At 61.9% G+C, this 25,208-nt stretch carries 23 protein-coding genes; 10 read left to right on the top strand and 13 right to left on the bottom strand.

The window, feature by feature from the left end:
- Positions 1–136 precede the first annotated feature (136 nt).
- The 3 genes from ACN0SO_RS01785 to ACN0SO_RS01775 form a co-directional block, all read right to left on the bottom strand.
- A complete protein-coding gene (locus ACN0SO_RS01785) occupies positions 137–1,240 on the bottom strand; it encodes a helix-turn-helix transcriptional regulator (protein ID WP_417673911.1) in 1,104 nt (367 codons plus the stop codon).
- A 199-nt stretch (positions 1,241–1,439) separates the two neighbouring features.
- On the bottom strand, positions 1,440–2,288 hold the full coding sequence (locus tag ACN0SO_RS01780) for a class I SAM-dependent methyltransferase (protein ID WP_417673909.1): 849 nt from the start codon (positions 2,286–2,288) through the stop codon (positions 1,440–1,442).
- Positions 2,289–2,684: 396 nt separating this feature from the next.
- The gene (locus ACN0SO_RS01775) at positions 2,685–3,578 is read right to left on the bottom strand and encodes a hypothetical protein (RefSeq protein ID WP_417673907.1); all 894 of its coding nucleotides are present in this window, start codon (positions 3,576–3,578) and stop codon (positions 2,685–2,687) included.
- 160 nt (positions 3,579–3,738) lie between these two features.
- Here ACN0SO_RS01775 and ACN0SO_RS01770 point away from each other — a divergent pair, with 160 nt between their 5' ends.
- Both ACN0SO_RS01770 and ACN0SO_RS01765 read left to right on the top strand, forming a co-directional pair.
- Entirely contained in the window at positions 3,739–5,274 is a 1,536-nt protein-coding gene (locus ACN0SO_RS01770; protein ID WP_417673905.1) for a hypothetical protein, read from the top strand.
- A gap of 202 nt (positions 5,275–5,476) precedes the next feature.
- Positions 5,477–6,343 carry an FRG domain-containing protein gene (locus ACN0SO_RS01765; RefSeq protein WP_417673903.1) on the top strand — a complete coding sequence of 289 codons (867 nt, stop codon included), beginning with the start codon at positions 5,477–5,479 and terminating at the stop codon, positions 6,341–6,343.
- Positions 6,344–6,583: 240 nt separating this feature from the next.
- On the opposite strand, the gene ACN0SO_RS01760 is transcribed toward ACN0SO_RS01765, so the two are convergent.
- From ACN0SO_RS01760 to ACN0SO_RS01715, 10 genes are all read right to left on the bottom strand, one after another.
- Positions 6,584–7,558, bottom strand: coding sequence for an isopenicillin N synthase family dioxygenase (locus ACN0SO_RS01760; protein WP_417673901.1), 975 nt, complete (start codon positions 7,556–7,558; stop codon positions 6,584–6,586).
- A 22-nt stretch (positions 7,559–7,580) separates the two neighbouring features.
- The gene (add, locus tag ACN0SO_RS01755; protein ID WP_417673899.1) at positions 7,581–8,591 is read right to left on the bottom strand and encodes an adenosine deaminase; all 1,011 of its coding nucleotides are present in this window, start codon (positions 8,589–8,591) and stop codon (positions 7,581–7,583) included.
- A 19-nt stretch (positions 8,592–8,610) separates the two neighbouring features.
- Entirely contained in the window at positions 8,611–9,987 is a 1,377-nt protein-coding gene (guaD, locus tag ACN0SO_RS01750) for a guanine deaminase (protein WP_417673897.1), read from the bottom strand.
- A gap of 6 nt (positions 9,988–9,993) precedes the next feature.
- A complete protein-coding gene (locus ACN0SO_RS01745; protein WP_417673895.1) occupies positions 9,994–10,848 on the bottom strand; it encodes an aromatic ring-hydroxylating dioxygenase subunit alpha in 855 nt (284 codons plus the stop codon).
- 25 nt (positions 10,849–10,873) lie between these two features.
- On the bottom strand, positions 10,874–12,274 hold the full coding sequence (locus tag ACN0SO_RS01740; protein WP_417673893.1) for an 8-oxoguanine deaminase: 1,401 nt from the start codon (positions 12,272–12,274) through the stop codon (positions 10,874–10,876).
- Positions 12,275–12,278: 4 nt separating this feature from the next.
- Entirely contained in the window at positions 12,279–13,214 is a 936-nt protein-coding gene (locus ACN0SO_RS01735; RefSeq protein WP_417673891.1) for an ABC transporter permease, read from the bottom strand.
- 13 nt (positions 13,215–13,227) lie between these two features.
- Positions 13,228–14,277: an ABC transporter permease gene (locus tag ACN0SO_RS01730; protein ID WP_417673889.1), complete on the bottom strand. Its 1,050-nt coding sequence runs from the start codon at positions 14,275–14,277 to the stop codon at positions 13,228–13,230.
- Entirely contained in the window at positions 14,277–15,851 is a 1,575-nt protein-coding gene (locus ACN0SO_RS01725; RefSeq protein WP_417673887.1) for an ABC transporter ATP-binding protein, read from the bottom strand. The genes ACN0SO_RS01730 and ACN0SO_RS01725 overlap by 1 nt, the downstream gene beginning before the upstream one ends.
- An 84-nt stretch (positions 15,852–15,935) precedes the next feature.
- A complete protein-coding gene (locus ACN0SO_RS01720; RefSeq protein WP_417675015.1) occupies positions 15,936–17,057 on the bottom strand; it encodes a BMP family ABC transporter substrate-binding protein in 1,122 nt (373 codons plus the stop codon).
- Positions 17,058–17,502: 445 nt separating this feature from the next.
- Complete coding sequence (locus tag ACN0SO_RS01715; RefSeq protein WP_417673885.1) at positions 17,503–17,763, bottom strand: hypothetical protein; 261 nt, start codon at positions 17,761–17,763, stop codon at positions 17,503–17,505.
- Positions 17,764–17,840: 77 nt separating this feature from the next.
- Here ACN0SO_RS01715 and ACN0SO_RS01710 point away from each other — a divergent pair, with 77 nt between their 5' ends.
- From ACN0SO_RS01710 to ACN0SO_RS01675, 8 genes are all read left to right on the top strand, one after another.
- Positions 17,841–18,539, top strand: coding sequence for a Rieske 2Fe-2S domain-containing protein (locus tag ACN0SO_RS01710; protein ID WP_417673883.1), 699 nt, complete (start codon positions 17,841–17,843; stop codon positions 18,537–18,539).
- Positions 18,536–19,168, top strand: coding sequence for a glutathione S-transferase family protein (locus ACN0SO_RS01705; protein WP_417673881.1), 633 nt, complete (start codon positions 18,536–18,538; stop codon positions 19,166–19,168). The genes ACN0SO_RS01710 and ACN0SO_RS01705 overlap by 4 nt, the downstream gene beginning before the upstream one ends.
- Positions 19,169–19,234: 66 nt before the next feature.
- Complete coding sequence (locus ACN0SO_RS01700; RefSeq protein WP_417673879.1) at positions 19,235–20,155, top strand: LysR family transcriptional regulator; 921 nt, start codon at positions 19,235–19,237, stop codon at positions 20,153–20,155.
- Between the two features lie 127 nt (positions 20,156–20,282).
- Positions 20,283–20,783, top strand: coding sequence for a thiamine pyrophosphate-binding protein (locus ACN0SO_RS01695; RefSeq protein WP_417673877.1), 501 nt, complete (start codon positions 20,283–20,285; stop codon positions 20,781–20,783).
- Positions 20,780–21,388 (top strand): thiamine pyrophosphate-dependent enzyme, encoded by a 609-nt coding sequence (locus ACN0SO_RS01690; protein WP_417673875.1) that lies wholly within the window; start codon positions 20,780–20,782, stop codon positions 21,386–21,388. The genes ACN0SO_RS01695 and ACN0SO_RS01690 overlap by 4 nt, the downstream gene beginning before the upstream one ends.
- Before the next feature lie 5 nt (positions 21,389–21,393).
- The gene (locus ACN0SO_RS01685; RefSeq protein WP_417675013.1) at positions 21,394–22,959 is read left to right on the top strand and encodes a GMC family oxidoreductase; all 1,566 of its coding nucleotides are present in this window, start codon (positions 21,394–21,396) and stop codon (positions 22,957–22,959) included.
- Positions 22,956–24,338: an amidohydrolase family protein gene (locus ACN0SO_RS01680; RefSeq protein WP_417673873.1), complete on the top strand. Its 1,383-nt coding sequence runs from the start codon at positions 22,956–22,958 to the stop codon at positions 24,336–24,338. The genes ACN0SO_RS01685 and ACN0SO_RS01680 overlap by 4 nt, the downstream gene beginning before the upstream one ends.
- A complete protein-coding gene (locus ACN0SO_RS01675; protein ID WP_417673871.1) occupies positions 24,335–25,201 on the top strand; it encodes an aromatic ring-hydroxylating dioxygenase subunit alpha in 867 nt (288 codons plus the stop codon). Before ACN0SO_RS01680 ends, ACN0SO_RS01675 begins: the two co-directional genes overlap by 4 nt.
- The last annotated feature ends 7 nt before the right edge of the window (positions 25,202–25,208 follow it).

Here is a 25,208-nt window from a genome sequence, read left to right as displayed (position 1 = left end):
CCGTAATTTTAAGCAGAGTGGGACAGAGTGCCTATTCCCCAGCTGGGGAATGTCCCTTCAGCGTTGTTTGAGGACGTGTCCGATCCGATAATCCCGAGAACGGGCATTTCTTCAGCGCGGGAGGGCAATACGCCGTCTAGAAAAAGGTGGTCCGTTCAAACAGCATGACCAGCTCTTTCTGGCTGCGGACGTCCAGCTTTTCCATGGCCAGTTTGAGCTGCTTTCTGACGGTATCGAGCTTCACGCCTCGTGTGTCAGCGAGCTCGGACAGCGGGATGTTGCACAACACGGCATGTATGACCGCAATCTGCGCATCGCTCAGCCGGAAATTCCTGCCAAATCCGGCAACCGTCTCGATATCCGGTTTGCCTGCCCGGTCGAGCATCCTTATCAGGACAACTCTCTTTTGCCCGATGCTGTTGGCAGTCTCCTTGTACAACAGACCGATCGTCCGGATATTGATGAGATACTCGAGCCCTTGCTCCGTGTCGGTCAATCTCAGCTGGTCGGTTTCCGTCCCTGTCGACGACGAAAGGTAGCTCTCCAACTTCCTGTCGGAAGGCTCGTCCCGGCAGCGCAACCGTCCTCCGATCAGCTTTAAAAAGCCCCGTTTGAAAAAAGCATCCGCAATTTCGTTACAGCCGGTCGCGACCCCGTTTTCCAGGTAAAGGACACCAATGCCCGCAAAGTTCAGCACGGTCAGATTTGCATCGTTCATGAACCGGAGGTCGGCGCGTGTCTTTGCGATTTCGAAGGCCTGCAGAATGTGCGGCGCCAGAAAATCGAGGGCCTGGCGTTGCTCGTCGGAAAAGTCGTCAGATGCCTGCGGCGTGGTTACTCCAAACCACCCGAGCGCATTATCGATGCTCATGTTGGAGCCGATTATTCGATGAACGCCGTTTTTTACGAACAACTCCTGATGCAGCGCACTGTTGCGGATCTCGTCGTCCGACGCGATGGACCGTTCATCGAACATCAGGCCCCGTTTTGAAGCCATTATCCGCGGCAAACGGAAATCGCATTCAAAGTATTCTTCCCGGTATTTTCGGTCCAGTTCAGGATTTCCACGGGGCGACGAGCCGATGTAGCCGGCGCCGTTCTCAAGGTTCGTCAGAAACACATGTATGACGCCGAGATTCAGCTGATCGCCAAGCTCGACAACAACGTCGTCCCAGTTTTCCTGGCCATTCGCGGCAGCGTAGATCCTTCGAACAATCTCGTTGAGAGTTTCAATACGCATTATGGCAATGTCATCCCGGCCCACTGAGACCGGAGCATACTATAAATATACGCTAATTTATACATTGAAGATAACATAAAGCCCTGCCTGTGCACACCACAGACGAGCAGACAGATCTGCTTTTCCGCGCCGGAGTATTCAAGAAGTCCCTTTTTATTCTTCGATCAAAGGCTTTGCCGCCGACCACTGTGTCCGGTTCCTACGGCTTCTCGAACTCCCAGACGACCACGCCTGGAAGCCCGACCCAGGCGGCTTGATTGGCTTCGGGCAGGCGTTCGGTGGCGACCGTGATGGCAGACTCCGGCGTCAGCGGCAGCTCCCGAAGCGACCGGATGCGCAGACCCGCGGCGGTCGCGGCCGCGGCGTAGTCGGAAAGCATGTGGCGATGCAGGCGCATGAAGCCGGCGTCGCCGCTGCCGGTCCTGAACTGCGCTTGCCAGCCGAGCAGGATCAGGAAGGGGTGCACGTCGCTGATGATCACGCGGCCGCCCGGATGCAACACCCGTTCGAACTCGGCCATGACGCCGTGAAGATCGGGAAGATGCACGAGTGCCAGGGCACAGACGACGGCATCGAAGCCCTGGGCATCCGCAGGCAGGGCCTCAAGATCGCCCACCCGGAAGTCGGCTTGCCGAAGCTTCGCGCGCGCCTTTTCCAGCATGGCCTCGGAGCTGTCGACACCAACCACCCGATGGCCGCGCCGGACCAGCTCGACGCTGTGCCGCCCGGTGCCGCAAGCGGCATCGAGCACCGTGCCGGGGTCCAGCGTCTCAAACAGCGCCTGCATGGCGGGTTCTTCGATGGAGAACAGACGCAAGGGCGCATCGTAGGTCTTCGACCACAACGCATAGCCGTCTTTCAAATCATATTCGGGGGCCGCCAGCGCGGCCGCCAGATCGGGATCGTCCAGATGCGCCAGCAGGTCGCGCATCTCGGTCACGCGCGCGTCCCGCATCGCTTCGTCGCCCGTAAACGCCAGCCTCAGCAGCGCCAGGCCCTCCGTGCCGAGCAACAGCTCGCCGAGACGTGGTTTTTCACCCATGGACATCAAAAGCACCTCCGCTGACACATTATCCGGGAATCACTGGCTTGCCAGCGGGAAACTGCGGCGAAGTCGGCAAAAGGGTTGGGTCGGTCGGAGCCGGTTCTCGGGGCAGATCCTCGCAGCGGCTTCCATCGGTTTTGGGTTGTCGGACGACCGCGCCGCTTGACGACGGATTAGACGGAATCGCAGTGCTTGAGGGTCTCCGCCGCGCGGCGCAGATGGAGGATTTCTCGTAGAAGGTCAGTTTGCCGCATGGGTGATAGTTTTTGCAAACATTGGGTACCGATCAACTGGAGAACTAGATGGGCGAATGAAAGGTTGTCCGCAATGAGTCCGAGAACGAACCGTCCGCATTGGGCAAAAAAATCGTATAATGGCGCCTTTCAGCTTAGGCTTCCTTTAGCGGGGTTGCGCAATGACAAAGTCCACTCCGAGGTCAACTCTCGCCACTTCACGGATGACCTGTAACTCCGTCGTTATTCGCTGTCTTCTCGTCGAACGCGCCCTCGTCCCATCTGCTGATTGCAATCTGTTATTGATGCGTTGCCTTATATTCTGAATATTTTCACCCATGACCGCAGAAGCAATTCCTAAGATTTCCTCGACGAGAGCCGGGGTCGCTTCTTCCAGCGTCTGGGCAGACTTCTGACTAAGCTTGTCCCTAACGAAAGCGCTCAGCTTTTCGAATGGTATCGCCCGAATGCTCTTGGGCTCAGAGCAGAAATAGGCAACCGAGAGGTCCTCAGCATATGCAATGCTATGCTGCTTGGTGTCGGGAAGCGGTCCAATATCCTTTGGTGAAAAGAACGCGGACCTCTCCGCTACTTTTGCTGAATTGTATGCTTGGTTAAATGCACGAAGCGTCTTTATGGCAGGCGCAGCATAATAGACGCAGTCCGGATACCGACTTTCTAAGCTGATTAGCCGCTCATGCTGCCGTGATAAATCCTTCCGCATCATACCCATCCGAAAAAATGGGATGGTCAAGCCTGGGCATCCGCCCCCGGCAATTTCAAAGGCCGTGGCGCGCTTCATCGATTCCGGAAGCTTAAACTGAAAGAATAGCGGCACTGCAGGGAAGTCGATCTTGATGTCGTATCCGAGCTTGGCTTCTTGTACTAAGTTTGGAAAGCTTGGCGCACCTACTGGAGCGGTTTCCGATGATCGTACTAGGCTTTCTGTGAACGCATACCCGTACGAGAATTCTGTAAAACTCAGCTTCAAAGGATTGAATCCTAATGATGAGACGCAAGGCATAACCTGCACGATGCGATTTTGTTTCGAATCTGCCAAACTCAGCTTACCGTTAGCTTGTCATAACACATTCATTTCTTTTAGGTTGTCGGCGTGTTTTTTAAGCAACTTATCTGGTCCTTAGCAAGAACTGATGTTGTAAAATCTTCGCGCTTTAGGTATCGCTCTCGAGACAGCTCTAAGGCGAGGGAGATAGTAGTTGTCCGAAGAGTACGTTGCAGCGACGAGGTCATATCTTACCAACTGGGCCAAGGCTGTCATTACTGAACTGAAGCCTCAAGGTGTCTATGTTTTCGGGAGCCTCGTCTATCGCGACGGCGCACAGTTCAACGACAAGAGCGACATCGACCTGGCGATAGTCATGCCAGAAATTCCAGATGCGGTGGATCGGGCTGATTGGCTCGAGGCGTTGCTCCAGCACAAGCTTCTACTCGAAGACGAGTTGGGCAAGCGTTTGGGACGCGCCGATCGAAGCGCGGTTCTTAGCAGCATCGTGGTGGCAACGACGCCGGAGATCGCAGCGAACATCCACAAGGATGGGGCCGCCGCATTCTTCTCTGATAATCGGTTCCTCGACCTTTCAACTGGCGAAATCAAGGACGGACTTCCCGGCGCAGGAGAACGTGTGGTGGCAGAACGTCTAGTGGGAGAATGCTTCCGGTTTGTGCAGAAGACACGCAATGCCTTCCTCGGCGTGAATGCGTTGGGTGCTCCTACCCTCAAGCCGTTCGACGACTTGTGCGATGCAGCACCGAAACCCACCATGCGGCACGCCGCCATGATCCAAAATCTAATAGATTCCGGTGACGCCAATGCCGGTGAGGAATTCGATCTCGACATCGGTGCAGACACTCTCACGATTCTGCTCCACGAGCGTCGAAAGCGACTGAGCGAACTAAGTGCGCTCTACGCGGCGCGACGTGGTGGTCGGGCAGCGCGGGCACCAATATCTCCTAAAGATCAGATTGTTCTCGCAGAGCTGATTTTCGACGCAGCTATCCAGGTCGAGGCTCGGGCTGCCGCGGTAGCCGCATCGCCAAGACTACCGACGCTGGGGGGCGCTCATAGTACCGTCGTATTCGCCCGACGGTTCAACGATGCTTTTCCTGGTGTCCGAGGGATTTCTTGGTTCGAGGACGACGATACAATTCGGCAACGCTTCGCGCGGCTCCTCGCGCAACCTCTAGAATTCGAAGACGGCACCCCGATCTGTTGGTCCCGAGGACCATCCAATCTCCATATCAGCAACTACACGGAAGCGGGGGATTGCCTACTCATCAACGGCGAAGAGATGAAGATTGTCCGCGTGGCGGCCGTTAATCCTGCCACATACAAATACAACTTCGTGTACGTCGAGGTCGATCCACTCCCTCCGATCGGCCTTTATGAGTGGACGTCGGAACGTATTGCCGAAGTGGCAGCCGGTGAGGGCCTATTTGCCTACTACTGGGAAGAATATGGCTTGGTTGATGGGGTTCACCTTGTGACTCGGGCTGAAGCCGATGACGGGTCGGCTATGATCGATGGCGAACTCCAGTCGCTACGAGGGCGACTCGAAACACGCAGCCGCTATGTCACGAAGTACAACTTTGTCATTGCCGCAGGTGGCGCTCCAATCATGAATAGTTCGTATGACTACACGCTTGAAGGGCATCTGAACGCAATGTTGAAGGGAGAAGATCGCCTCCCGATTATCGCCGAAGAGTCGCTGCGCCTTTTCACTGGTCCCGTTTAGCTAACATGCCTTCCGGGGTAAGGCAGACCTTTATCACTGGCAGCGATTACTCGAATGGCTGATTACGGGCGCGTAGCAGCCTTTAAGGTCACCTGTGGCGTAGGCTGCCTGCGAGCCTAAGTAAGACATTGTTTTAAATGTGGTATGGCTCACGTAGTCTAGATTAGGTTGAGTCAAATTTCTTTGTGGGCCATGCTGGATCATGGATACAATTGGGCTAGAAGACCTGTGGACATTTACAGACTCGGGCAAGAATGCCGAGATCTCTGATTGTCGAGCCGTTCGTGCCTCCAAAGGTCATGAAGTTTCCGACTTTTTTGAACTAGCGGCCAAAATTGCAGAGCTACAATTTCGCAATCGAAGTCATGTGCTGTTTTACCGAGGTCAGCATCGCGACTGGATCGCTGAAAGCCAATTTCACATCGGTTCGACACTGAGGCCAACAATTTTTCGAAGACCAATTCATCCACAAAATAGCACATGGCTTTCGCCCAGATTTGAGCGACTTCGACAAATTGAACCGCAACTCGTCCAAACATTCAGGAACAACGATTTCCTGGGAGCTGACGAGATTACTAAATATAGAATTCTAAGATGGGCAATCATTCAGCACTATGAGATATGTGAAACGCCCTTGCTGGATGTTACACAATCTCTACGAATAGGCGCTTCATTCGCTAGTGTAGGCAACAAAACAGGGAGTGCCTTTCTCTTTGTATTGGGAGTACCCAACGTTAGTGGCGCAATTACTGCTAGCGCGGAGGCTGGTCTACAAACGATCCGTCTTTCCAGTGTCTGCCCACCGACTGCTATGCGTCCCCATATACAGGAGGGATTTCTTCTAGGCGAGTATCCGGAGATTGGGGATATCGATCAAAAACAAAACTACTCTTTGCATGAGGTCGACTTTGGAAAGAGACTCGTCGCTAAATTCCGATTCAATCCGACAAAGTTCTGGACAAATCGAGGGCAGTTTCAGGAAGTTGGCCGAAGGGCTTTGTATCCTTCGGAAAAAGAGGACCCGGTGCGTGCAGCACTCAATTCAATGTCCATAGCGTCTCAAGATTAAGCAACGGCTTTGTCCACCCTGCAGGCCTTGGAAATCTAAAGCCGTAGTGTCCGCTTTCGAGAACTCAGTTAAGCGGTCGCAACGACCGTAATGGGGGCGTGAAGCTGTCATTTATCAAGAACCCGCCTGCCGTATTCACCGCAAGCGGTCATGCACTCATTGAACCATTACCGACCTTCGAAGCGGCAAGAATGGTTTTGCTTTTCGGATACCCCAGGGGACTTAGCGCTTCCCCTCCCCTCAACTCGCCCCGATCAACCCCGACTTCTCATAGGTCGGGTTCAGCCGGCTGAGCAGATAGTCATCGCCCCGGATCGGCGGATACTTCGCCGGGTTGTCTTCGCTTGAACAGCCGGGCAGGCATTCGACGATGGCGTCGGGGTCGGGGTCGGGGTCGAGGAAGAAGGGCACGGAGTAGCGTTCGCGGCCCGAGGGGTTGACCACACGGTGCGGGGTGGAGACGTAGAGGTCGTTGGTCCAGCGCATCAGGCAGTCGCCGATGTTGCAGACGAAGGTGTCCGGGATATAGGGCGCCGCCAGCCAGGCGCCGTTACGGGTGCGCACTTCCAGGCCGCCGGCGTCGTCGGTGGCAAGCAGGGTGACGCAGCCGTAGTCGGTGTGTTCGCCGGCACCGAGCTGGCCCTCTTCGATGTCCGCCGGGCTTTCCGGGTAGTGCAGCAGGCGCAGGGTCGCCAGCGGCCGGTCGAGCTTGTCGTCGAAGTAGTCCACCGGCAGGCCGAGTTCGGTGGCAAACGCCGTGTGCAGGGTGCGGCCCAGGGCCCACATGGCGTTGTAATACTCCAGCATGATCTCCCTGAAGCCGGGCAGCTCCGGCCACAGGTTGAGCGCCCGGAGCGGGGCCTTGTTCACGATCTCCGGATCGTCGGGGCCAAGATCGAGGCCGATGTTGTAGCCTTCCTTCAGGTCGGGCGCCTTGGTCGGGTCGAGGGACTCGCCCTTCATCGGCACGTAGCCGCGGTTGCCCGTGTCGGCGGAATAGGCAGATTTCATCTTCAGTTCGTCCGGGCTTTCGAAGAAGGTCTGCGCCATGGCGAAGACGTCCGCGCGCAGCTTGGCGGGCACGTCGTGGCCGGAGAGATAGAAGAAGCCGATGCCGCGGCAGGCTTCGCCGATCTTTTCGGCGACCGCCTTGCGCCCCGCCTCGCCGCCTTCGAACAGCGGCGTCAGGTCGATAACGGGAATGGTGTCGGTCATGATCGTTTCCTTGCCTTTTGTCTTAATTTGAAAGCGCCGTATCGATTTCGTCTACCCATTCGGCGCGCCACTGGCGTTTGGTGGTCTCGTCCAGCCAGGAGGCGTCCAGGCCGGTCAGGATCGCGACTTTCAGGTCTTGAAGGGAAAAGCCGAGGTCGGCGTGCGCCAGCTCGAATTCGCGGCCCAGATCGGTTGCAAACATGGGCGGGTCATCGGAGTTGATCGTGACGGCCAGTCCCGCTTCCTTCATCCGCCGGATCGGGTGATCGGGCGCGCTAAGATCGCGCCAGCTGGTGGTGTATTTCGTGGTCGAGGGACAGCAGGTGAAGGCGATGCCCTCGTCGCGGCAGCGGGCGATCAGCGCCGGATCTTCGACGATGTTATAGCCGTGGTCGATGCGCTCCACCTTCAGGGCATCGAGCGAGCCGGCGATATAGGCCGCCGGTCCGCTTTCGCCCGCGTGCGCCGTCAGGTGCAGCCCGGCTTGTGCCGCGCGGGCAAAGACATCGGCGAAGGGCTCGGGCGGAAACGGCGCCTCGTTATAATCGAGGCCGAGGCCGATGACGTCGTCGCCGCGGTTGGCGAGCACCTCGTCCAGGTATTCCTCGCCGGCGGCGGGCCCGAGCTCGCGGTTCATGCCGGGGATGATGCGCGAGACGATGGAAAAATCCGTCTCCGCGTCGGCCATGCCCTTGCGGATGCCCTCGAACTGGCGGGCGAAGGGAACGTCTTTATGGGCATGCGGGCTGATGAAGAATTCCATGTAGCGGCAGCCGTTATCGGCGGCCGACTGCAGCATCTCGTAGGCGATGCGGCGGAAGTCGTCGACGGTGACGATGCTGTCGGAGATCGCGCCGTAGACGGCGAGGAACTCCATCAGGTTGTCGTAGGAATAAAGATCCTCGACCCTCTCGCAGTCCGGCAGGGTCACGCCGTTCTTTTTCGCCAGCTCCATGGCCGTTCCGGGCAGGATCGCGCCTTCCAGGTGGATGTGGATCTCCGCCTTGGGCAGCTTTTGGATCAGGTCGGTCACAATCCTTCTCCCCTCCCCGTCAGCTTGGCCGCGTCGACGGCGCGGTGCCGCCGATCCAGACCCGGGCGATGTTCGGCCGGCTGGCGGTATAGACGATCTTCTGCAGGATCTCGTCGCCCGCGTGCAACTCCGGCCACAGGCGCAAGCCACCGAGCGGAGCCTCCGGATCGATCAGCACGGCGTCGAAATGACAGCCTGGCTCGAACCGTCCGACCGGCAGGCCGAGGGCCGCGCCGCCGCCCGCCGTTGCCAGGTGGAACGCGGTGCGGAAGTCGATGCGCGTGTCGTTATGGCTGGAGCGTTCCTCGGGGGCGAGCGCCGGATCGGTGCCCGATTCCAGCATGCGCGAGGCCATGATCGCCGCGCGGGTGCTTTCAAGCATGGTGCCCGCCGGGCCGCCGGAAATGTCGGTGCCGAGGCCCACATGCAGGCCTTTTGCGAGCGCCGCCTTGAGCGGAAACACCGCGCCGGAAAAGTAGGCGTTGGAGAGCGGGCAATGGGCGACGGCGGCCTCGCGGACTTTGATCCGCTCCATGTCGGCGGCGGAGATGAAATTGGCGTGGCCGAGCACGCTGCCCTTTCGTAAGAGGCTGAACCGGTCCAGGCTTTCCGTATCGCTGACACCGTGGCGGGCCAAGACGTAGCCGTGCTCCCAGTCGCTTTCGGAGCAATGGGTCTGCACATGGCAGTCATGAGCCTTTGCCAGCGCGCCGAGTTCGGTCAGCAGATCGTCGGTGCAGGAGGGAATGAAGCGCGGCGTGACCACCGGCAGGACCCGGCCTTCGCCATTGTCCGGATGGCTGCGGATATGCTCGATCAGGCTCACCGTGCCGGCAACGGCAGCGTCGACGCTGTCGTCGCGGTAGTAATCCGGGCAGCTTTCCTTGTCGTCCATGGCGACCTTGCCGATCAGCGCCCGCTGGCCGGCCTGAATGCAGATGTCGGCCAGCAGCCGGTTGGCCGCGTCATGGATGGTGCCGTAATAGACCGCCGTCGTCGTGCCGCAGGCGACGAGATCGCCGACCAGCAGCGAATAGGCGCGGCGGGCGAAGGCGGTGTCCGCATAACGCGCCTCGATCGGAAAGGTATATTTCTGCAGCCAGACTTCCAGCGGCACGTCGAGCGCGTTGCCGAGCTGAGGATATTGCGGCGCGTGGATATGCAGGTCGACGAAGCCGGGCAGCAGAAAGGTGCCTTCGGGCAGTTCCACCAGGGTGCCGTCTTCTTGAGCTTCGGTGATCCGCCCGGACCAGGCCTCATCGTCCGGACGGATCACCTCACCGATCACCCCGTCCGCACCCACTGCGATCAGGGCGTCGTGAAGACAGTCCACCTCGCCGCACACCGGCGCATGAAACCCGCTCGCGCGAACGAGCTTTCCCCGGACTGTTTCCATGTGTTTTCAGGCCGCCGTTAGCGTTGTCCCGTAAACCAGCCCCTTTTCCTTCAGCCAGCGGCGATAGGCGATGGAGGAGGCGTCGGCGCGGGTCGGGATTTCCGCGCGCGGTTCCAGCGGCAGCAACAGCGGCCGCTGGTTTTCAAGGATAATGCGGTCCTGCAGGAAGATGTCGAGCTGAAACGCGATCAGGTCCGACAGGGGCGTCACATCGTCGATGAGCAGCATCAGCGGATGGGCCCGGCACAGGTCCTCCTCCATGGGCTGCACGAACAGGCAGATCACGTCCCAGCGGTCGTCCGCATTCGGGCAGGTCTTGTAGAGCAGCGTCACGAAGGGGTTGGCGACCCGGTAGATGTAGTCGGTCTCGATGGCGCCTTCGGCCGACATGGCGGCCTTGGGCTGCAGGAACTTGCAGTTGGTCGCCCAGACCTCGTCCACGTCGCGGCGGATCTCGCAGTCGTAATGCGCCACTTCCGTATGCGGCTCGGAGCCGAGGATATCGGTATGGACGAAGGGGAAATGGGCGAGATCGAGGAAGTTTTCCACGATGCGCAGGCCGGAGGATTTCACCGTGACCGCGCCGCAGGCGACATAGCGCCGGTCCGCCTCGTCGGCTTCGGGAATGGGAACCACGTCGCGCTCCGGCTCGCCAAGCGTCGCCCAGACATAGCCGTAGCGGATCTTCGACGTCACCGCGCTGCCGTCCGTCAGGCTCACGGCCACCGCGTCGTCGGTGGCCTTGGTGATCACCAGGCCGGAGCCGAGCAGCTTCGTCTTGCTGTCGCCAAGGGGCATGTCGGCGGCGCAGCCGATGCAGTACCAGTTGTCGAGCGCTGCCTTTTCCACTGTCTTGCTCATGTTCGTTCCCCTTTGAGAGGCGCCTTCAGGCGTCGTGCAGGCGTTTCATGGTGTCCCGGTGCTCGGCCAGCGCGCCGTCCACGTCGAAGCTGGTAAACTGTCCGTCGGCGATCACCTGAACGCCGTTGATGAAGGAATGGTCGACCTTGAACGGTCCGCACATGATCAGGGCCGCCAACGGATCGCGCTCCGCGCCCGACAGGCCAAGCTGGTGCATGTCCATGGCGATGAAGTCGGCGCTCATGCCCGGCGCCAGATAGCCGATATCGTCGCGGCCGAGCAGCTTCGCCCCGCCGCGCGTCGCCATGGTCAGGGTCTCGCGCGCCGAAAGTGCTGTCGGCGTGCCGCCGAAGCCGCCGCGCCCGCCGGGCTTTTCCGACAGGTAACGCGCCGGGGCGACCCGCTGCAGCAATTGCCCGATCCGGGCCTCCAGGAACATGTTCGAGGTGTCGTTGGAGGCGGAGCCGTCGACGCCGAGGCCGACTTTGACGCCCGCATCCAGCATTTCCCGCACCCGCATGATGCCGAGGCCGCAGCGCATATGGGCCGAGGGGCAATAGGTGGCGCCGGTGCCGGTTTCCGCGAACAGCCGGATCTCGTCGTCGTTGAGGAAGATCGCGTGGGCGAACCAGACATCGTCGCCGAGCCAGCCGACGGATTCGGCAAAACCGACCGAGCGCATGCCGTAGATCTCGTTGCAGTAGACCTCCTCGTCCAGCACCTCGGCGATATGGGAGTGCAGCCGCACGCCGTCGTGTTTGCGTGCGAGAGCCGCCGCATCGCGCATCAGTTCCGGCGTCACCGAGAAGGGCGAGCACGGCGCCAGGATGATCCGGCTCATGGAATGGCGGCTCATGTCGTGATAGGCGCCGATCAAGCGTTCGGCATCCTTCAGGATAAAGTCTTCGTCCTCGACGCAATTGTCCGGCGGCAGGCCGCCCTTGCTCTCGCCGCGCGACATGGCCCCGCGCGCCGCATGGAACCGCAGGCCGATCTCGCGCGCGGCCTCGATGGTGGTGTCGAGGCGGGCGTTGGTGGGCATGACATAGAGATGGTCGGAGCTGGTGGTGCAGCCGGACATCATCAGCTCCGCCATGGAGACGCGGGCGGAGACGCGGATGGCGTCGTCGTCGAGCTTGCCCCAGACCGGATAAAGCGCCTTCAGCCAGACGAACAGCGCATCGTCCTGCACCATCACCCGGGTCAGGTTCTGGTACATGTGGTGGTGGGTGTTGACCATGCCCGGCATCACCACGTGATGGGCGAGATCCAGCGTCTCGTCCGCCTCGGAGCCGGACAGTTCCGCCGTGGTGCCGACCGCCTCGATGACGTTGTCGCGCACCAGGATCGCGCCGTCGGCGATCTCGCGGGCTGCGTCGTCGAAGGTCGCCAGATGGGCGATGTTCTTCACCAGAAGCGTGGACATGGGCCTACCTCATATCCCGGTAATAGGGCAGCGCCAGGGCTGCCGGGGCGGCCATGGCCCTGCGCATCTTCTGCCATGCGAGCACCGGCACGATGATGAAGGCGACGGTGCCCAGATAGGGCAGCATGGACAGGAACGCGGGCGCGATCGGCCAGCCGCGCGCCTGTCCGATGAAGCCGAGCGCCGTGATCAGGCCGAACAGCAGTCCGGAAAGGGTTGCCATGATCGGCCGGTAGCCGGCGAAGATCACCAGCGCAACCGCGATCCAGCCGCGCCCGGCCACGACCCCGTCGGACCAGGACGGCACGAAGGCGAGCGTCAGATAGGCCCCTGCCCCGGCGGCCAGTGCCGCGCCGATGGTGACATAGGAAAACCGCATGAGGTTGACCGGGATACCGGCGGCATCGGCTGCGGCCGGGTTCTCGCCGACGGCGCGCATGTTCATGCCGTGGCGGGTGGAGAACATCAGGTAGCTGAAGAAGATCGGCAGGATCAGGTAGATCAGGTAGAACAGGATGTTCTGCGAGAAGAACGCCGGTCCGATGATCGGGATCTGGCTGAGGAGCGGCACCTGCACCGGCTCGAAGGTGACCGGCGCGGGCATGCCGGAATAGTTGCGGCCGATGCTGGACGCGAGCCCGGAGCCGATCAGCGTCAGCGCCAGGCCGCAGAGCACCTGGTTGGCGCGCACGATCACGGTGGCGAAGGCAAAGACCGCGCCGAACAGGGCGCCGACGGCGAGCGCCGCCAGAAAGCCGAGCATGGGCGACGGCACGGCCGTGACCGTGGCAATGCCGGTGATCGCGCCCATGGCCATCAGCCCTTCAACGCCCAGATTGACCACGCCCACCCGTTCGGCCAGCACCTCGCCGAGAGCGGCCAGCGCCAGCACGCCGCCGGCCAGGAATGCAGTCGTCAGAAGACCCGTCAGAAGATCCATCGGATAGACACCTTCACGCTTTCTCGCGGATCACGCGGTAGTAGGACAGCTCGTCGCCGATGGCCGTCAGGAACAGGATGAAGCCGGTGATCGCGAGCACGATCGAGGTGGTCAGCCCTTGCGTCTGCAGGATGATCCCGGAATTCAGGATCAGCGCCATCAGCGCGCCGGAGAAGATCACCCCGATGGGCGATCCGCGCGCCAGCACGGCAACCATGATGCCGAGATAGCCGAAATTGTTGGAAATGCCGCCCTGGAGCCGGTGCACGGTGCCTGCGATCTCCAGCATGCCGGCAAGCCCGGCGATAGCACCCGAAAGCAGCATGACGGTGATCAGGTGCCTGCGCACCGGAATGCCGACATATTTGGCCGCCGACGGGTTGGAGCCCACGAGACGCACCTCGTAGCCCCACTTCGAAAACGCCAGCACGGCGGCGACCAGGATCGCCAGTCCGATGGCGATGGGAAAGCCCCAGTGAACGATACCCCAGAAGGACGGCACTTCGGCCGAAAGCGGCGGTGTCGCCGAATTCGCCATGCCGCTGCGGTCGCGCCACGGGCCGGTGGCGACATAGTAGACCAGCAGCGTGGCGACGAAGTTCAGAAGCAGCGTGGTGATCAGCTCGTTGACGTTGGCATAGGCGCGGGCAAGCGTCGGGACCAGGATCCAGACCGCGCCGCCGACGAGCCCCGCGACGAACATCAGGATCAGGATCAGCGGCTCCGGCCCCGGTACGAACAGGCCGACGGCGGTGGCGGCGAAGGCACCGGCATAGAACTGGCCTTCCGCCCCGATGTTCCACGCGCCGACCTGCTGGCCGACGGCGACCGCCAACCCGGTCAGGATCAGAGGAATGACCAGGACGCCGAGATCCTCCAGACCGAAGGTCGAACCGAAGGACGATGTGAGGACGCGTCCACCCAGCTCGAACGGGTTCATGCCCGCAACCGCGACGCCGATGCCGGCGACGACAAGGGCGATGACCAGCGCCGCCACGCGCGCGGCCAAAGCGATGCCCGGATGGGCGGACGGCATGCGCTGCAAACGGAGGGTACCGAACATTACGCGACCTCCTTCGCTTTGGTACGGCCGCCCATCAGGAGACCGATTTCCTCGATGTCGAGATTGTCGTTCTCCACGGTGCCCATGATCCGGCCTTCATACAAAACCGCGATGCGGTCGGAGAGGTTGAGCAGCTCCTCCAGTTCCTCGGAGATCAGCACGATGCCGGCGCCGGCGTCGCGCAGTTCGACGATGTAGCGCAGCATGGTGTTGATGGCGCCGACATCGAGCCCGCGGCTCGGATAGGCGGCGACGAGCACCTTGTCGGCAATGCGCATTTCGCGGCGCGCCACGAGACGCTGCTGGTTGCCGCCGGAAAGGTTGCGCACGGGCATGCCGAAATCAGGGATCGCCACATCGGCCGCCTCGGCAATTTCCTTCGCCAGCGCCAGCGCACCGCGCGGATTGTAGATCCCGTGGGGCGACACGGGCGGCTTGCCGTATTCGCGCATCACCGCATTGGCGGTGATGCTGAGCGCCGGGGCAAGGCCGCTGTGCAGCCGGTCTTCGGGAATATGGCCGATGCCGAAGGCGGCGAAGACGGCCGCATTCGCGCCCTTCATCGACTTGCCGTCGACGATCACCTCGCCGGAAGACACCGCGCGGACGCCGGTCAGGACCTGGCTCAGTTCGCGCTGGCCGTTACCGGCCACGCCGGCGATGCCGAGGATTTCCCCCGCATGAAGCTGCAGGCTGATCTCGTCGAGGGCCTTGCCGCCGGCTTCGTCGGTGACGCTGACATTGTTCAGAATCAGCACCGGCGACTCGGATTTGGGCGCCGCGTCGGCTGCGCGGGCGCGCATGTCATCGAGCACGATTTCCCGACCGACCATCAGGTTCGCCAGCATATGGGCGTTGCACTCGGAGGTCTGCTTGGTGGCGATCTTGCGCCCGCCGCGCAGGATCGAGATGCGGTCGGAAATTTCCATGACTTCATCGAGCTTGTGGCTGATGAAGATCACCGCATTGCCGCCGGCGACGAACTCGCGCAGCGCGCGGAACAGCTCGCGCGCCTCGGCCGGTGTCAGGACGGCGGTCGGTTCGTCGAGGATCAGAAGCCGCGCCTTGCGGGCGAGCACGCGCAGGATTTCCACGCGCTGCTGCTCGCCGGTCGACAGGTCGCTGACCGTGGCGCCGGGGCGAATGTCCAGGTTGAAGCGCTTCGCCAGATCCGCCGTGCGGCTTTCCAGAACGGATTTCGACGCCCGTCTCGGCGTCTCGTCCCAACCCAGGTGAATGTTTTCCGCGACCGTGAACGCCTGCACCAGCTTGAAATGCTGGTGAACCATGCCGATGCCGGCGGCGATCGCCTGCAACGGGGTCGCGAATTCGCGGCGGTAGCCGTCGATGAGGATTTCGCCCGCATCCGCCTGGTAGATGCCGGTCAGGATGTTCATCAGGGTCGACTTGCCGGCACCATTCTCGCCGAGCAGGGCATGGATCTCGCCCGGCATGACCTCAAGGTCGACATTCTCGTTGGCAATGACGCCCGGAAAATACTTGGCAATGCCCTGCAGCCGGACGATCGGCGCGGTTCCGGGCGGAGGAGTGTAACTGTGGTCGGCGTCGGTCATCAGCGCTTTGGGCTTAGGGAACTGTCAAGGCGGGAAAATCCGGGCGGCAACGGATGCCGCCCGGAGAGTGCTCGGGTAAACCGGTCAGCTTTCGAGGCCGAGAACGCCTTCGACCGACCAATCCCAGTTGTAGAGTTCCAGTTCGGTCATCTTCTGGCCTTCCTCGACCCGGACCTTGCCGTCCTTGTCCTTCAGCTCGCCCACGAACGGCGACCAACCGCCCATGATCTTGGTGCGGACTTCATCGGCGGCCTTGCCGACTTCCTCCGGAACGTTCTGCCCCCAGGCGTCGCGGTCGATACCGCCGCCCATCGGCAAGAGGGTTTCGCTCGGCGACCAGGTGCCGGCCAGGCGCTTGCCGACCTGATCGACGTAGAAGTCGTTCCAGTCGCAGACAACGGAGGAGACATAGGCATTCGGGCCATAACGGCGGATGTCCGTGTTCCACATGGCAGCCCAGACGCCGCGCTTTTCGGCAACCTGCAGGTAGCCGGCCTCGTCCATGATGCCGAACAGGAAGTCGCAGCCGTTGTCGACCAGAGCCGTACCGGCCTGGGTGGCGGCCTGCGGATCGAACCAGGAGTTGATGACGATGGTCTGCAGGGTGGCATCCGGATTGACCGTGCGCGCGCCCATCAGGAAGGCGTTGGTCGAAGCGTAAACGGAAGCGACCGGGAAGGACGCGACGTAGCCGAGCTTGCCGGTCTTGGACAGGTGGCCGGCGGCAACGCCTATCACGTAGGTCGGATACCAGTGGGCCAGGTAGTACCAGCCGAGATTGTCCATGAGGGCGTGGCCGTTACACTCCATGAAGGCCACTTCCGGAGCGCGCTTGACGACCTGGTGCAGGAAGTCGCCCGTCGACGAGGTGTCGAAGATCATGTTGGCGCCTTCGGACACGAACTGGCGATAGGTGCGTGTCGCGTCGGCGGAGTAAGGCACGTTCTCGACTTCGAGGATCTTGGCAATCTTCGGATAGGCTTTCTTGACGGCAAGAAGGCCCTGGTGATGCGTCCAGGTCCAGCCCTCATCCGTGATCGGGCCGACATGGCCGAAACCGATGACGGCGTCTTCCTCGGCAACCGCCGGAAGAGGCTCCGCCGCAAGGGCCGACGTCAGCATTCCCTTTGGCAGAAGCAACGAAGAACCGGCCACGGCGGTCATATTCAAAAAGCCGCGCCGTGAAAGATTGCGAATGCTGTTCATGCTCATGTCCCTTTATTCTCAAATGGCCCGATACGGGCTGCGAATTGGAAAGCTATCGGCCCGCAGTCGAAACTCTGGCCGAATGATCGCCGGGGTCGAACACAGCACGATCCGTGCCAATTGACGGACGGCAGGAAATCGGTTGCCCCTCTCCGGCTTGCGGCGATGTTGCAGCACTTCAAACCAGGTCTTTTCAGGGTTCGTTGACGGCGTTCGCAAAGCCTGCAGCCATACCGGACGCCCCTCAAAAACCAGCCTGTTTTCCGCCTTTTACCGGTCCGTATCCAGCAATCCTGGGAAACCGTTCCAAAAAGGACTTGTTCTGAATAGTGCCTATTTGCCGACGACCATGGTGCGAAAAACGCAACACTTGACACCCTCGAAAGATCGGCTCTATCAACGCCTGAACGGAAAATTTGCACACCAATAAGGCGCTGATTATTTTTTAGGCAAACGCCTTCAAAACAGGCGGCATCGAGGGCCGGATGGCGAAGGGAACACGGGCGTGAAACGCGAGCGGGTCATCTTCACTTTCAGTGGAAGGATCGTCCCCGACAGCTTCGTCGCGTTCGCGCGCCATCGCGCGAAAAAGCTGGATCTTCCCCTGGCCGTGCTTGCCAGCGACGACAGTTCCGTCGCGCTTGCGGTCGATGGCCAAGCGGATCTTGTCGACGCGTTCGACATGGCCTGTAGCCTCGGGCCCCATGATTGCATCGTACTTGATGTGGAGCGCACGCCCGCGCCTGCGGCCCTTTTTGAATCCAGAAACGAGAGGACAGGACAATGAGCTTTCAGGACTGGTATCCGCTCGCCCTTTCCCGCGACATCGCGGCGGGAACATCGGCCGGCACCCGTGTCTTAGGCGAGGAATTCGTGGTCTGGCGGGATTCCAAAGGCGCCGTGCATGCCTGGGAGGACCGCTGCCCCCATCGCGGCATGAAGATGAGCTTCGGTTTCGTACGCGGCGATCATATCGCCTGCCTCTACCACGGCTGGCAATACGATACGGCCGGCCAGTGCCGGCATATTCCCGCGCATCCGGACCTCGAGGTTCCTAAGACGATCAGGATCCCGCGCTTCTCGACCGTCGAGGCCGGAGGCATAATCTGGGGTTGCTTCAACAGTGAAGACAGCGCCACACCGCCCGCTCCCGATCTTCCGGCTGGGGTCACGCCGTTGCGGAGCATTTTCGCCGATTGCCCAGCGCCGCTGATGGTCGCGCAGATCGCGAAGACGACGTTCGGGGAGACCACACCGGAGGTGACCGCAAAGACGGACCGGATCGTAGACATCACGCTCGGCGACATCAAACTGATCGCCGGCGTTCAAGCCATCGCAGACGGCGAGAGCGCGCTGCATCTGGTCGCCCTGGGCGATGTCGACGCTTCGAAGCTGAAGCCGCTTTCGTTCTGGGCGGAGCAACTGCGCCGGGACGCGGAAGCCGCGGCACGGACAAGCGCAACCGCGGAGATCGCAGCATGAGCACACCAACCCTCTACAACTACGACCTCGACGAGAACTGCTACAAGGTCCGCCTGCTCATGTCCTGCCTGGGCACGGAAGCGAAACAGGTGGCCGTCGATGTGGTACCCGGCCGCGAACATCTCTCGCCGGCGATCCGCGCGATGAGCCCGTCCGGCTCCCTGCCGATCCTCAAGCAGGACGATCAGGTGCTCCACGAGGCGGAAGCGATCCTGTCCTGGCTGGCGCGGACCTGCGATCCGGAGCACCGCTTCCTGCCCGACGATCCCGACACCTTCGGCAAGGTGATGATGTGGCTGACCTTTTCCGCCCGCGAACTCGAGGCCGCCGTCCATGCCCGGGCCACGGCCATGATGGATGCGCCCGGCGACATTGACGCCCTGCGCACCGCCGCCCGCGAGGCCCTGCGGATCATGGACGATCACATGACCCGCCAGCATTTCGACGGGCTGGAGTTTTTCGCAGGTGCGACCGCGACCATCGCCGATATCGCGCTGTTCCCCTCCTTCGCGCTCAGCCGGGACTTCAACATCGACCATGACGCCTTCCCGGCCCTGCGCCGCTGGGCGCGCGCGGTCCGGCAACTGGACGGGTTCATCACCATGCCGGGTATTCCCGAGTGTCATTGAGGCAGGCATGAGCACGAGGCGCATCCCCGCTCGGATGACTGATAGCCCGCCGTCGGGAGCGCTCTGATGGATCCCTACCGGCTCGGCCTGATCGCGACACGGACGCATTACTTCCAGCTTGTCGCCCGGCTGGGATCGATCCGGCAGGCCTCGAAGGTGCTCAACATCGCGCCCTCCTCCATCAGCCGGGTGATCAAGCAGCTTGAGGACGAACTGGGCACGCCGCTGTTCGAGCGGGTGCGTCAGCGCCTGCGCCTGACCAGTGCCGGAGAATTGCTACTCTATCACGTGCGCGAAAGCTACGTGGACCTGAACAAGGCGGTCACCGAGATCAACGACCTGAGCGGGCTGCGTCGCGGCACGGTCACCGTCGCGACGATCGAAAGCGTCGCGCGCGGCCTTCTGCCGGAGGCGCTGGATGCGTTCTGGAAACGCCATCCGGAGATCACCGTCGACGTCAAGGTCACCAGCTCCCAGGACGCCGCCAACGCGGTCAGCGACGGCAGCTGCGACCTGGGCATCGCCTTCGATGTCCGCGTGCCGCGCAATGCACGCCGGCTGGCGTCGATCCCCCTGCCCCTCGGACTGGTCGTTCCGCCTGACAATCCCCTCGCCGAACGCGAGGAACTGCGGACGTTCGACATTTCCGGCGAGCGCCTGATCCTGTCCGACACCAGCCTCTCGCTGTCCATGCCGGTAGAGGAAATGTTTTCCGGCAGCGTGGTGGAGTTTTCGCGTCGCACCCGCACCAACTCCATCGGACTGATGATCGACCTCGCCCGGCGCGGGCTTGGCGCCATCATGCAGACCAAGGTCGGCGTGGAACGGGAGATCGCGTCCGGAGAGCTGTGCTTCATCCCGCTGCGCGACCCGAAACTGCAGCCGCGCCGTCTGATGCTGATGTCGCGCGCCAAGTCGGAAATCTCCGATGCGGCCTCCGCCTTCGCGACCAATCTTTCGCAATGTTTCGAGCAGCTGAAGACCTGAGGCCGGCCATGAAGATGTTGCGTTCAGAACAACAGTACGATCGGCAATCTCCGCCTATTCGAAACAAGTGCTGCTTGCGACTATGCCGCCGGACGCCGAACGACGGCAGGAACGGAGATAAGGACGCATGAAGCAGAGTGCGGTTGATGCGGTCATCAAAGGGCTGAAGCGTGCGGGTGTCAGCACCGTGTGCTACCTGCCGGATTCGCTCTTCAAGGAGCTCTACCCGGCCCTGGACGCGGACCCGGACATTCGCACCATTCGGGTCACAAACGAGGGCGAAGGTGCCGCGATCTGCGGCGGCGTGTTCCTGTCGGGAAAACGCGCGGCACTTGTGATGGAGAACTCCGGCCTGCGCGCCTCCGTCGAACCGCTTGCCCGCATGGGGCTCGGCGCCGGTATCCCGGTCATCATGCTGATGAGCTATCGCGGTGAACTGGGTGAAAACAACTGGTGGGCGATCCCCCACGGCATCACCATGGAGCCGGTGCTCAAGGCACTGCGCATCCCCTACCGGGTCGTGCGCGAGGAAGAGGCGATCGAGCAGTCGATCGTCGATGCCTATGACTGGTCCTACAACGCCTACTACCATTCGGCGGTGGCGCTCGGCGGGAGTGTGGTCCGATGAAACGCTACGATTGCATGACCGTGCTGGCGAAGCGCCTAAAGGACGAACTGGTGATCCTGTCCCTCGGCGCCAGCGTCGACGAATGGTACAACGCCGCGCCGCATATGCGGGAAGCCAGCCTGTTCCAACAACAGCTTGGCTGCGTCACGCCGCAGGCCTTCGGGCTTGCCACCGGCCTGCCCCATCGCCGGATCGTCTCTCTGGATACCGACGGCGGCATGATGTTCAACCTGGGCATCCTGGCGACGCTGGGCAACGAGCAACCGAAAAACCTCTTCGTCGTCGTCTGGGACAACGAGTGCTACCAGTCGATCGGCGGCCCGCCGACCCACACCGCCTCCGGCCGCGTCGACATCGCCGCGATTGCCCGGGGCGCGGGCGTCGACAAGGCCTTCACCGCACGCACCCTTGAGGAATTCGAAGCCCATTGCGAGGCTGGCCTTGCCGCGGACGAGCCTTACGTGGTCGTCGCCAAGGTCGCGGGCACCGTGCAGCCGGACATCAAGCGCAAGCACTCCGACGGGCGCGAGGACAAGTACATCTTCGTGCGCCACGTGGAGAAGACCGAGAACATCGTCATCATGGGGCCGAGCGAACACAATTGACCGACATGCCAGCCATCGTCCGCATTCCGGAAAAACCGCTTGAAAAGGCCTATGACTACATCGTCATCGGGGCCGGATCGGGCGGCTGTCCGGTCGTCCGCCGCCTGATCGACGATACGGAGGCAACCGTCCTGCTGATCGAAGCCGGCGAGGCCGGCATCGGTATCCGGGAGATCGACGATCCGGCCGAATGGGTGCCGCTTGGCCGCAGCCGCTTCGACTGGGGATACGACTACGCGCCGGCCCCGCACGCCAAGGACCGTGTCATCGGCATTCCGCGCGGCAAGGCGCTCGGCGGATCGAGCGCGATCAACGCGCTGATGTGGTACCGGGGCCATCCGCTGGACTATGACGCCTGGGATGCGGCCGGTGCAACCGGCTGGACCTTTCAGGATGTTCTGCCCTACTTCAAACGCTGCGAGGATTGGGAAGGCGGTGAAACCGAATTCCGGGGCGCCGGTGGGCCGCTGAAGATCACCACCAGCAAGACCCTGCACCCGATAGCGCAGGCGATGATGGACGGCGCGGGCGAACTCGGCATCCCGGTGATCGACGACCCGAACGGTGCGACCAACGAGGGCGCGACGCCGTCCAACTTCAACGTCTTCGAAGGCCGACGCTGGAGTTCGGCAAACGGCTATCTGTTTCCGATCCTGGACAATCCGCGTCTGACCATCCTGACCGGCTCGTTGACGACAGGTTTGATCATCGAGAACGGGCGTTGCGTCGGGGTGCGCCATGTGGTCGACGGCCGGACCGTCGAAACATGTGCCACCAGCGAGGTGGTGCTTGCCGCGGGCGCCATCGACACGCCGCGCCTGATGATGCTCTCGGGCATCGGCAACGCCAGGGATCTGGGTGACCTCGGCATTCCCGTCGTCGCGGATCTGCCCGGTGTCGGGGCCAACCTGCAGGACCATCCGCTGATCCAGGCCTTCGTCTTCCGCGCCGCGCAGCCGCTCGGACCGAAGACCGACAACGGCGGCGGCACCATGCTCAACTGGAAGTCCCGACCAGGTCTTGCCCAGGCGGATGTGCATGCCTTCCCGGTTCAAGGCAACAGCGCGGAACCGCCGCTGCGCGCCCGCTACGACATGGCCGGCGAAGTCTTTTCCCTCGGCTTCGGCCTAATGCACTCCAAAAGCGTCGGTTACATGCGGATGCTGTCGGCGGACCCGCGCGGGCCACTTGAACTCCAGCCGAACTATCTCGCCGAGCCGTCCGATCTCGAGGCGCTGGTTTCCGCCTACCACACGATCATGGACCTCGCGAGCACCCCCGCCTATCGCGACCTGATTGCGGGTACCGCCGCTCCGGATCGCCCGCTGAACGAAAGGGAAGTCATCGACTTCATCCGTGACGGCTGCTCGACCTTCTTCCATCCCTGCGGCACCTGCAAGATGGGTAATGACGAGATGGCCGTGACCGATCCGCGCCTGAAGGTCCGCGGCATCGACGGCCTTCGTATTACCGATGCCTCCGTGATCCCCGTCATTCCGACCTGCAACACCCATGCGCCCGTGACCATGATCGGCGAGCGGGCGGCCGATTTCCTGAAGGAGGACGCATGAGCGCTACCGATCTCATCCTGGCCGGCGGCCACCTTCTGACCATGAACGCCGGGAACGACGTCGTCGTCGACGGCGCGGTCGCCATCGCCGGCGGCGCCATCCTGGAAGTGGATACGCGCGACGTTCTCACCGAGCGCTATCCGGGTGTTCCGGTGAAGTACCTGCCGGACACGGTGCTGATGCCCGGTCTCGTCAACACCCATGCCCATTCCGGCTTTCTGCGCGGCACGGCCGAACACCTGCCGGTCTGGGACTGGCTAACGCTGCATATCAACCCGATGCACCGGATGCTGCAGCCCCATGAAGCCAAAGCCGCCTCGATGCTGTGTTATGCGGAAAGCGTCCTCGGCGGCACGACGACCGTCGTCGACATGTGGCGCTATATGGATGGCAGCGCCGAGGCCGCGGAGACCATCGGCAACCGCCTTGTGGCCGTGCCTTATGTGGGCGAGCATCCCGACTACGATTACTTCGACACGCTCGACATGAACGAGCGCCTGATCGAAGACTGGCATCGCAAGGCGGACGGCCGCATCAATGTCTGGGTGGGGTTGGAGCATCTGTTCTACGCCGACGAAGCCGGCCAGCAGCGTGCCGTCGACATGGCGAAGAAACACAACACCGGCTTCCACACCCATTGCAGCGAGGCGGAGATCGAGGTCGCCGAATTCGGGAAGCGCTACGGCAAACGGCCGATGGCCGTGCTCGACGATCTCGGTTTCTTCGAGACACCGCGCGCCATGATCGCCCATGCGGTCTGGCTGGATCCCTCGGAAGTCGACCTGATTTCGAACCGTACGGTTTCGGTCGCCCACAATCCGGTGTCCAACATGAAACTCGCCAGCGGCATTGCGCCGATTGCCGACATGCTGGCGGCGGGCGTGCCCGTCGGCATCGGCACCGACGGCGAGAAGGAAAACAACAATTTCGACATGTTCGAGGAGATGAAGGTCGCCTCGCTGCTCGGCAAGCTGAAGGACCGGGATGCCGCCGCCATGGATAGCTGGGACGTGTTGCGCATGGCGACCGTCGGTGGCGCGACGGCGGTCGGCCTCGATCACGAGATCGGTTCTATCGAGCCCGGCAAACGCGCGGACATCATCGCGGTGCGGGCCGATACGCCGCGCATGACGCCCCTGTTCGGCTCCGGCCCCTGGTTCAACCTGCAGCACAATCTCGTTCATGCGGTGCGCGGATCGGATGTCGACATGACCATGATCGACGGCCGGATCGTGGTCGAGGACGGAGCCCTGAAGACCGGCGACCTTGCCGCAATCATCGACGAGATCCACGCCGTCGCCCCGCCCCTGTTCGAACGCCGGGCGAAATGGCTTGCCGAAAACGAGTCGGTGCAATGGAACACGGAGAGCAACGGATGACCAAGACGACAGACCAGGTTGCCCTCGACCAGTGGTACGCCGTGGAAACGGTCGCGGAGATTACGGACGCTCCGATCGCCACCCGGCTGCTCGGCCAGGATATCGAAATTACCAGGGACGGCGACGGCTTCCGCGTGCGCGAGATCCTCGACGACGGCGGCCGCGGCCCGGCCCTGCCGGTACAGGAAAAATACGGCTGCCTCTGGACCACGCTCGGCACTCCGGAGCGCAGCATTGTCGAGATCCCGGAAGCCTACGAGTCGGACCGGCGCTACGTTCCCTGCGGCTGGGTGAAGATGCGCGCCTCCGGCCTGCGTGTCGTGGAGAACTTCCTCGACATGGCACATTTTCCCTTCGTCCACACGGATATTCTCGGCTCCGAACCGCACACGGAAGTGCCGCAGTACAAGTCCGAGATCCGCCGGGACGTGGACGAGGTCTGGGCGACCAATTGCAGCTTCTTCCAGCCGCAGATGACGGCCACGCGGCCCGAAGGCGAATTCACCCAGCTCACCTACAGGGTCCCCTCTCCCTTCGTCGTCATGCTCTACCGGGCCTGCCCGACCAAGCCGGGCCGGCGCGACGCGATCGCGCTGTTCATCCAGCCGATGGAAGAGGACCTCTGTCGCGCGACCCCGGTCATGTATCTGCTCGACGACGAGGCTTCGGTCACCCAATTGCGCCGGTTCGAACAGGTGATCTTCCTTCAGGACCGGATCATCGTGGAAAACCAGCGCCCGCTGCTGATGCCGCTGGAGCCGCGCGCGGAAATCCCGACACGGGCGGACTCTTCCTCCGTCGCCTATCGCCGCTGGCTGAAGGAAAAGGGCCTGCGCTACGGCACCACGGCGGAAGCCGGATAAGGACGCC

This window comes from Roseibium sp., assembly GCF_048260565.1.
Classification (GTDB): Bacteria; Pseudomonadota; Alphaproteobacteria; order Rhizobiales; family Stappiaceae; genus Roseibium.
This window is presented reverse-complemented; position numbering and strand designations above follow the sequence as displayed.

What these genes read in the sequence shown, in the direction of transcription:
- ACN0SO_RS01785 (WP_417673911.1), bottom strand. Translation starts at nt 1,240, where the DNA reads ATGCGTATTGAAACTCTCAACGAGATTGTTCGAAGGATCTACGCTGCC.
- ACN0SO_RS01780 (WP_417673909.1), bottom strand. Translation starts at nt 2,288, where the DNA reads ATGTCCATGGGTGAAAAACCACGTCTCGGCGAGCTGTTGCTCGGCACG.
- ACN0SO_RS01765 (WP_417673903.1), top strand. Translation starts at nt 5,477, where the DNA reads ATGGATACAATTGGGCTAGAAGACCTGTGGACATTTACAGACTCGGGC.
- ACN0SO_RS01760 (WP_417673901.1), bottom strand. Translation starts at nt 7,558, where the DNA reads ATGACCGACACCATTCCCGTTATCGACCTGACGCCGCTGTTCGAAGGC.
- guaD (WP_417673897.1), bottom strand. Translation starts at nt 9,987, where the DNA reads ATGGAAACAGTCCGGGGAAAGCTCGTTCGCGCGAGCGGGTTTCATGCG.
- ACN0SO_RS01745 (WP_417673895.1), bottom strand. Translation starts at nt 10,848, where the DNA reads ATGAGCAAGACAGTGGAAAAGGCAGCGCTCGACAACTGGTACTGCATC.
- ACN0SO_RS01740 (WP_417673893.1), bottom strand. Translation starts at nt 12,274, where the DNA reads ATGTCCACGCTTCTGGTGAAGAACATCGCCCATCTGGCGACCTTCGAC.
- ACN0SO_RS01735 (WP_417673891.1), bottom strand. Translation starts at nt 13,214, where the DNA reads ATGGATCTTCTGACGGGTCTTCTGACGACTGCATTCCTGGCCGGCGGC.
- ACN0SO_RS01730 (WP_417673889.1), bottom strand. Translation starts at nt 14,277, where the DNA reads ATGTTCGGTACCCTCCGTTTGCAGCGCATGCCGTCCGCCCATCCGGGC.
- ACN0SO_RS01725 (WP_417673887.1), bottom strand. Translation starts at nt 15,851, where the DNA reads ATGACCGACGCCGACCACAGTTACACTCCTCCGCCCGGAACCGCGCCG.
- ACN0SO_RS01720 (WP_417675015.1), bottom strand. Translation starts at nt 17,057, where the DNA reads ATGAACAGCATTCGCAATCTTTCACGGCGCGGCTTTTTGAATATGACC.
- ACN0SO_RS01715 (WP_417673885.1), bottom strand. Translation starts at nt 17,763, where the DNA reads ATGGGGCCCGAGGCTACAGGCCATGTCGAACGCGTCGACAAGATCCGC.
- ACN0SO_RS01710 (WP_417673883.1), top strand. Translation starts at nt 17,841, where the DNA reads ATGAGCTTTCAGGACTGGTATCCGCTCGCCCTTTCCCGCGACATCGCG.
- ACN0SO_RS01705 (WP_417673881.1), top strand. Translation starts at nt 18,536, where the DNA reads ATGAGCACACCAACCCTCTACAACTACGACCTCGACGAGAACTGCTAC.
- ACN0SO_RS01700 (WP_417673879.1), top strand. Translation starts at nt 19,235, where the DNA reads ATGGATCCCTACCGGCTCGGCCTGATCGCGACACGGACGCATTACTTC.
- ACN0SO_RS01695 (WP_417673877.1), top strand. Translation starts at nt 20,283, where the DNA reads ATGAAGCAGAGTGCGGTTGATGCGGTCATCAAAGGGCTGAAGCGTGCG.
- ACN0SO_RS01690 (WP_417673875.1), top strand. Translation starts at nt 20,780, where the DNA reads ATGAAACGCTACGATTGCATGACCGTGCTGGCGAAGCGCCTAAAGGAC.
- ACN0SO_RS01685 (WP_417675013.1), top strand. Translation starts at nt 21,394, where the DNA reads ATGCCAGCCATCGTCCGCATTCCGGAAAAACCGCTTGAAAAGGCCTAT.
- ACN0SO_RS01680 (WP_417673873.1), top strand. Translation starts at nt 22,956, where the DNA reads ATGAGCGCTACCGATCTCATCCTGGCCGGCGGCCACCTTCTGACCATG.
- ACN0SO_RS01675 (WP_417673871.1), top strand. Translation starts at nt 24,335, where the DNA reads ATGACCAAGACGACAGACCAGGTTGCCCTCGACCAGTGGTACGCCGTG.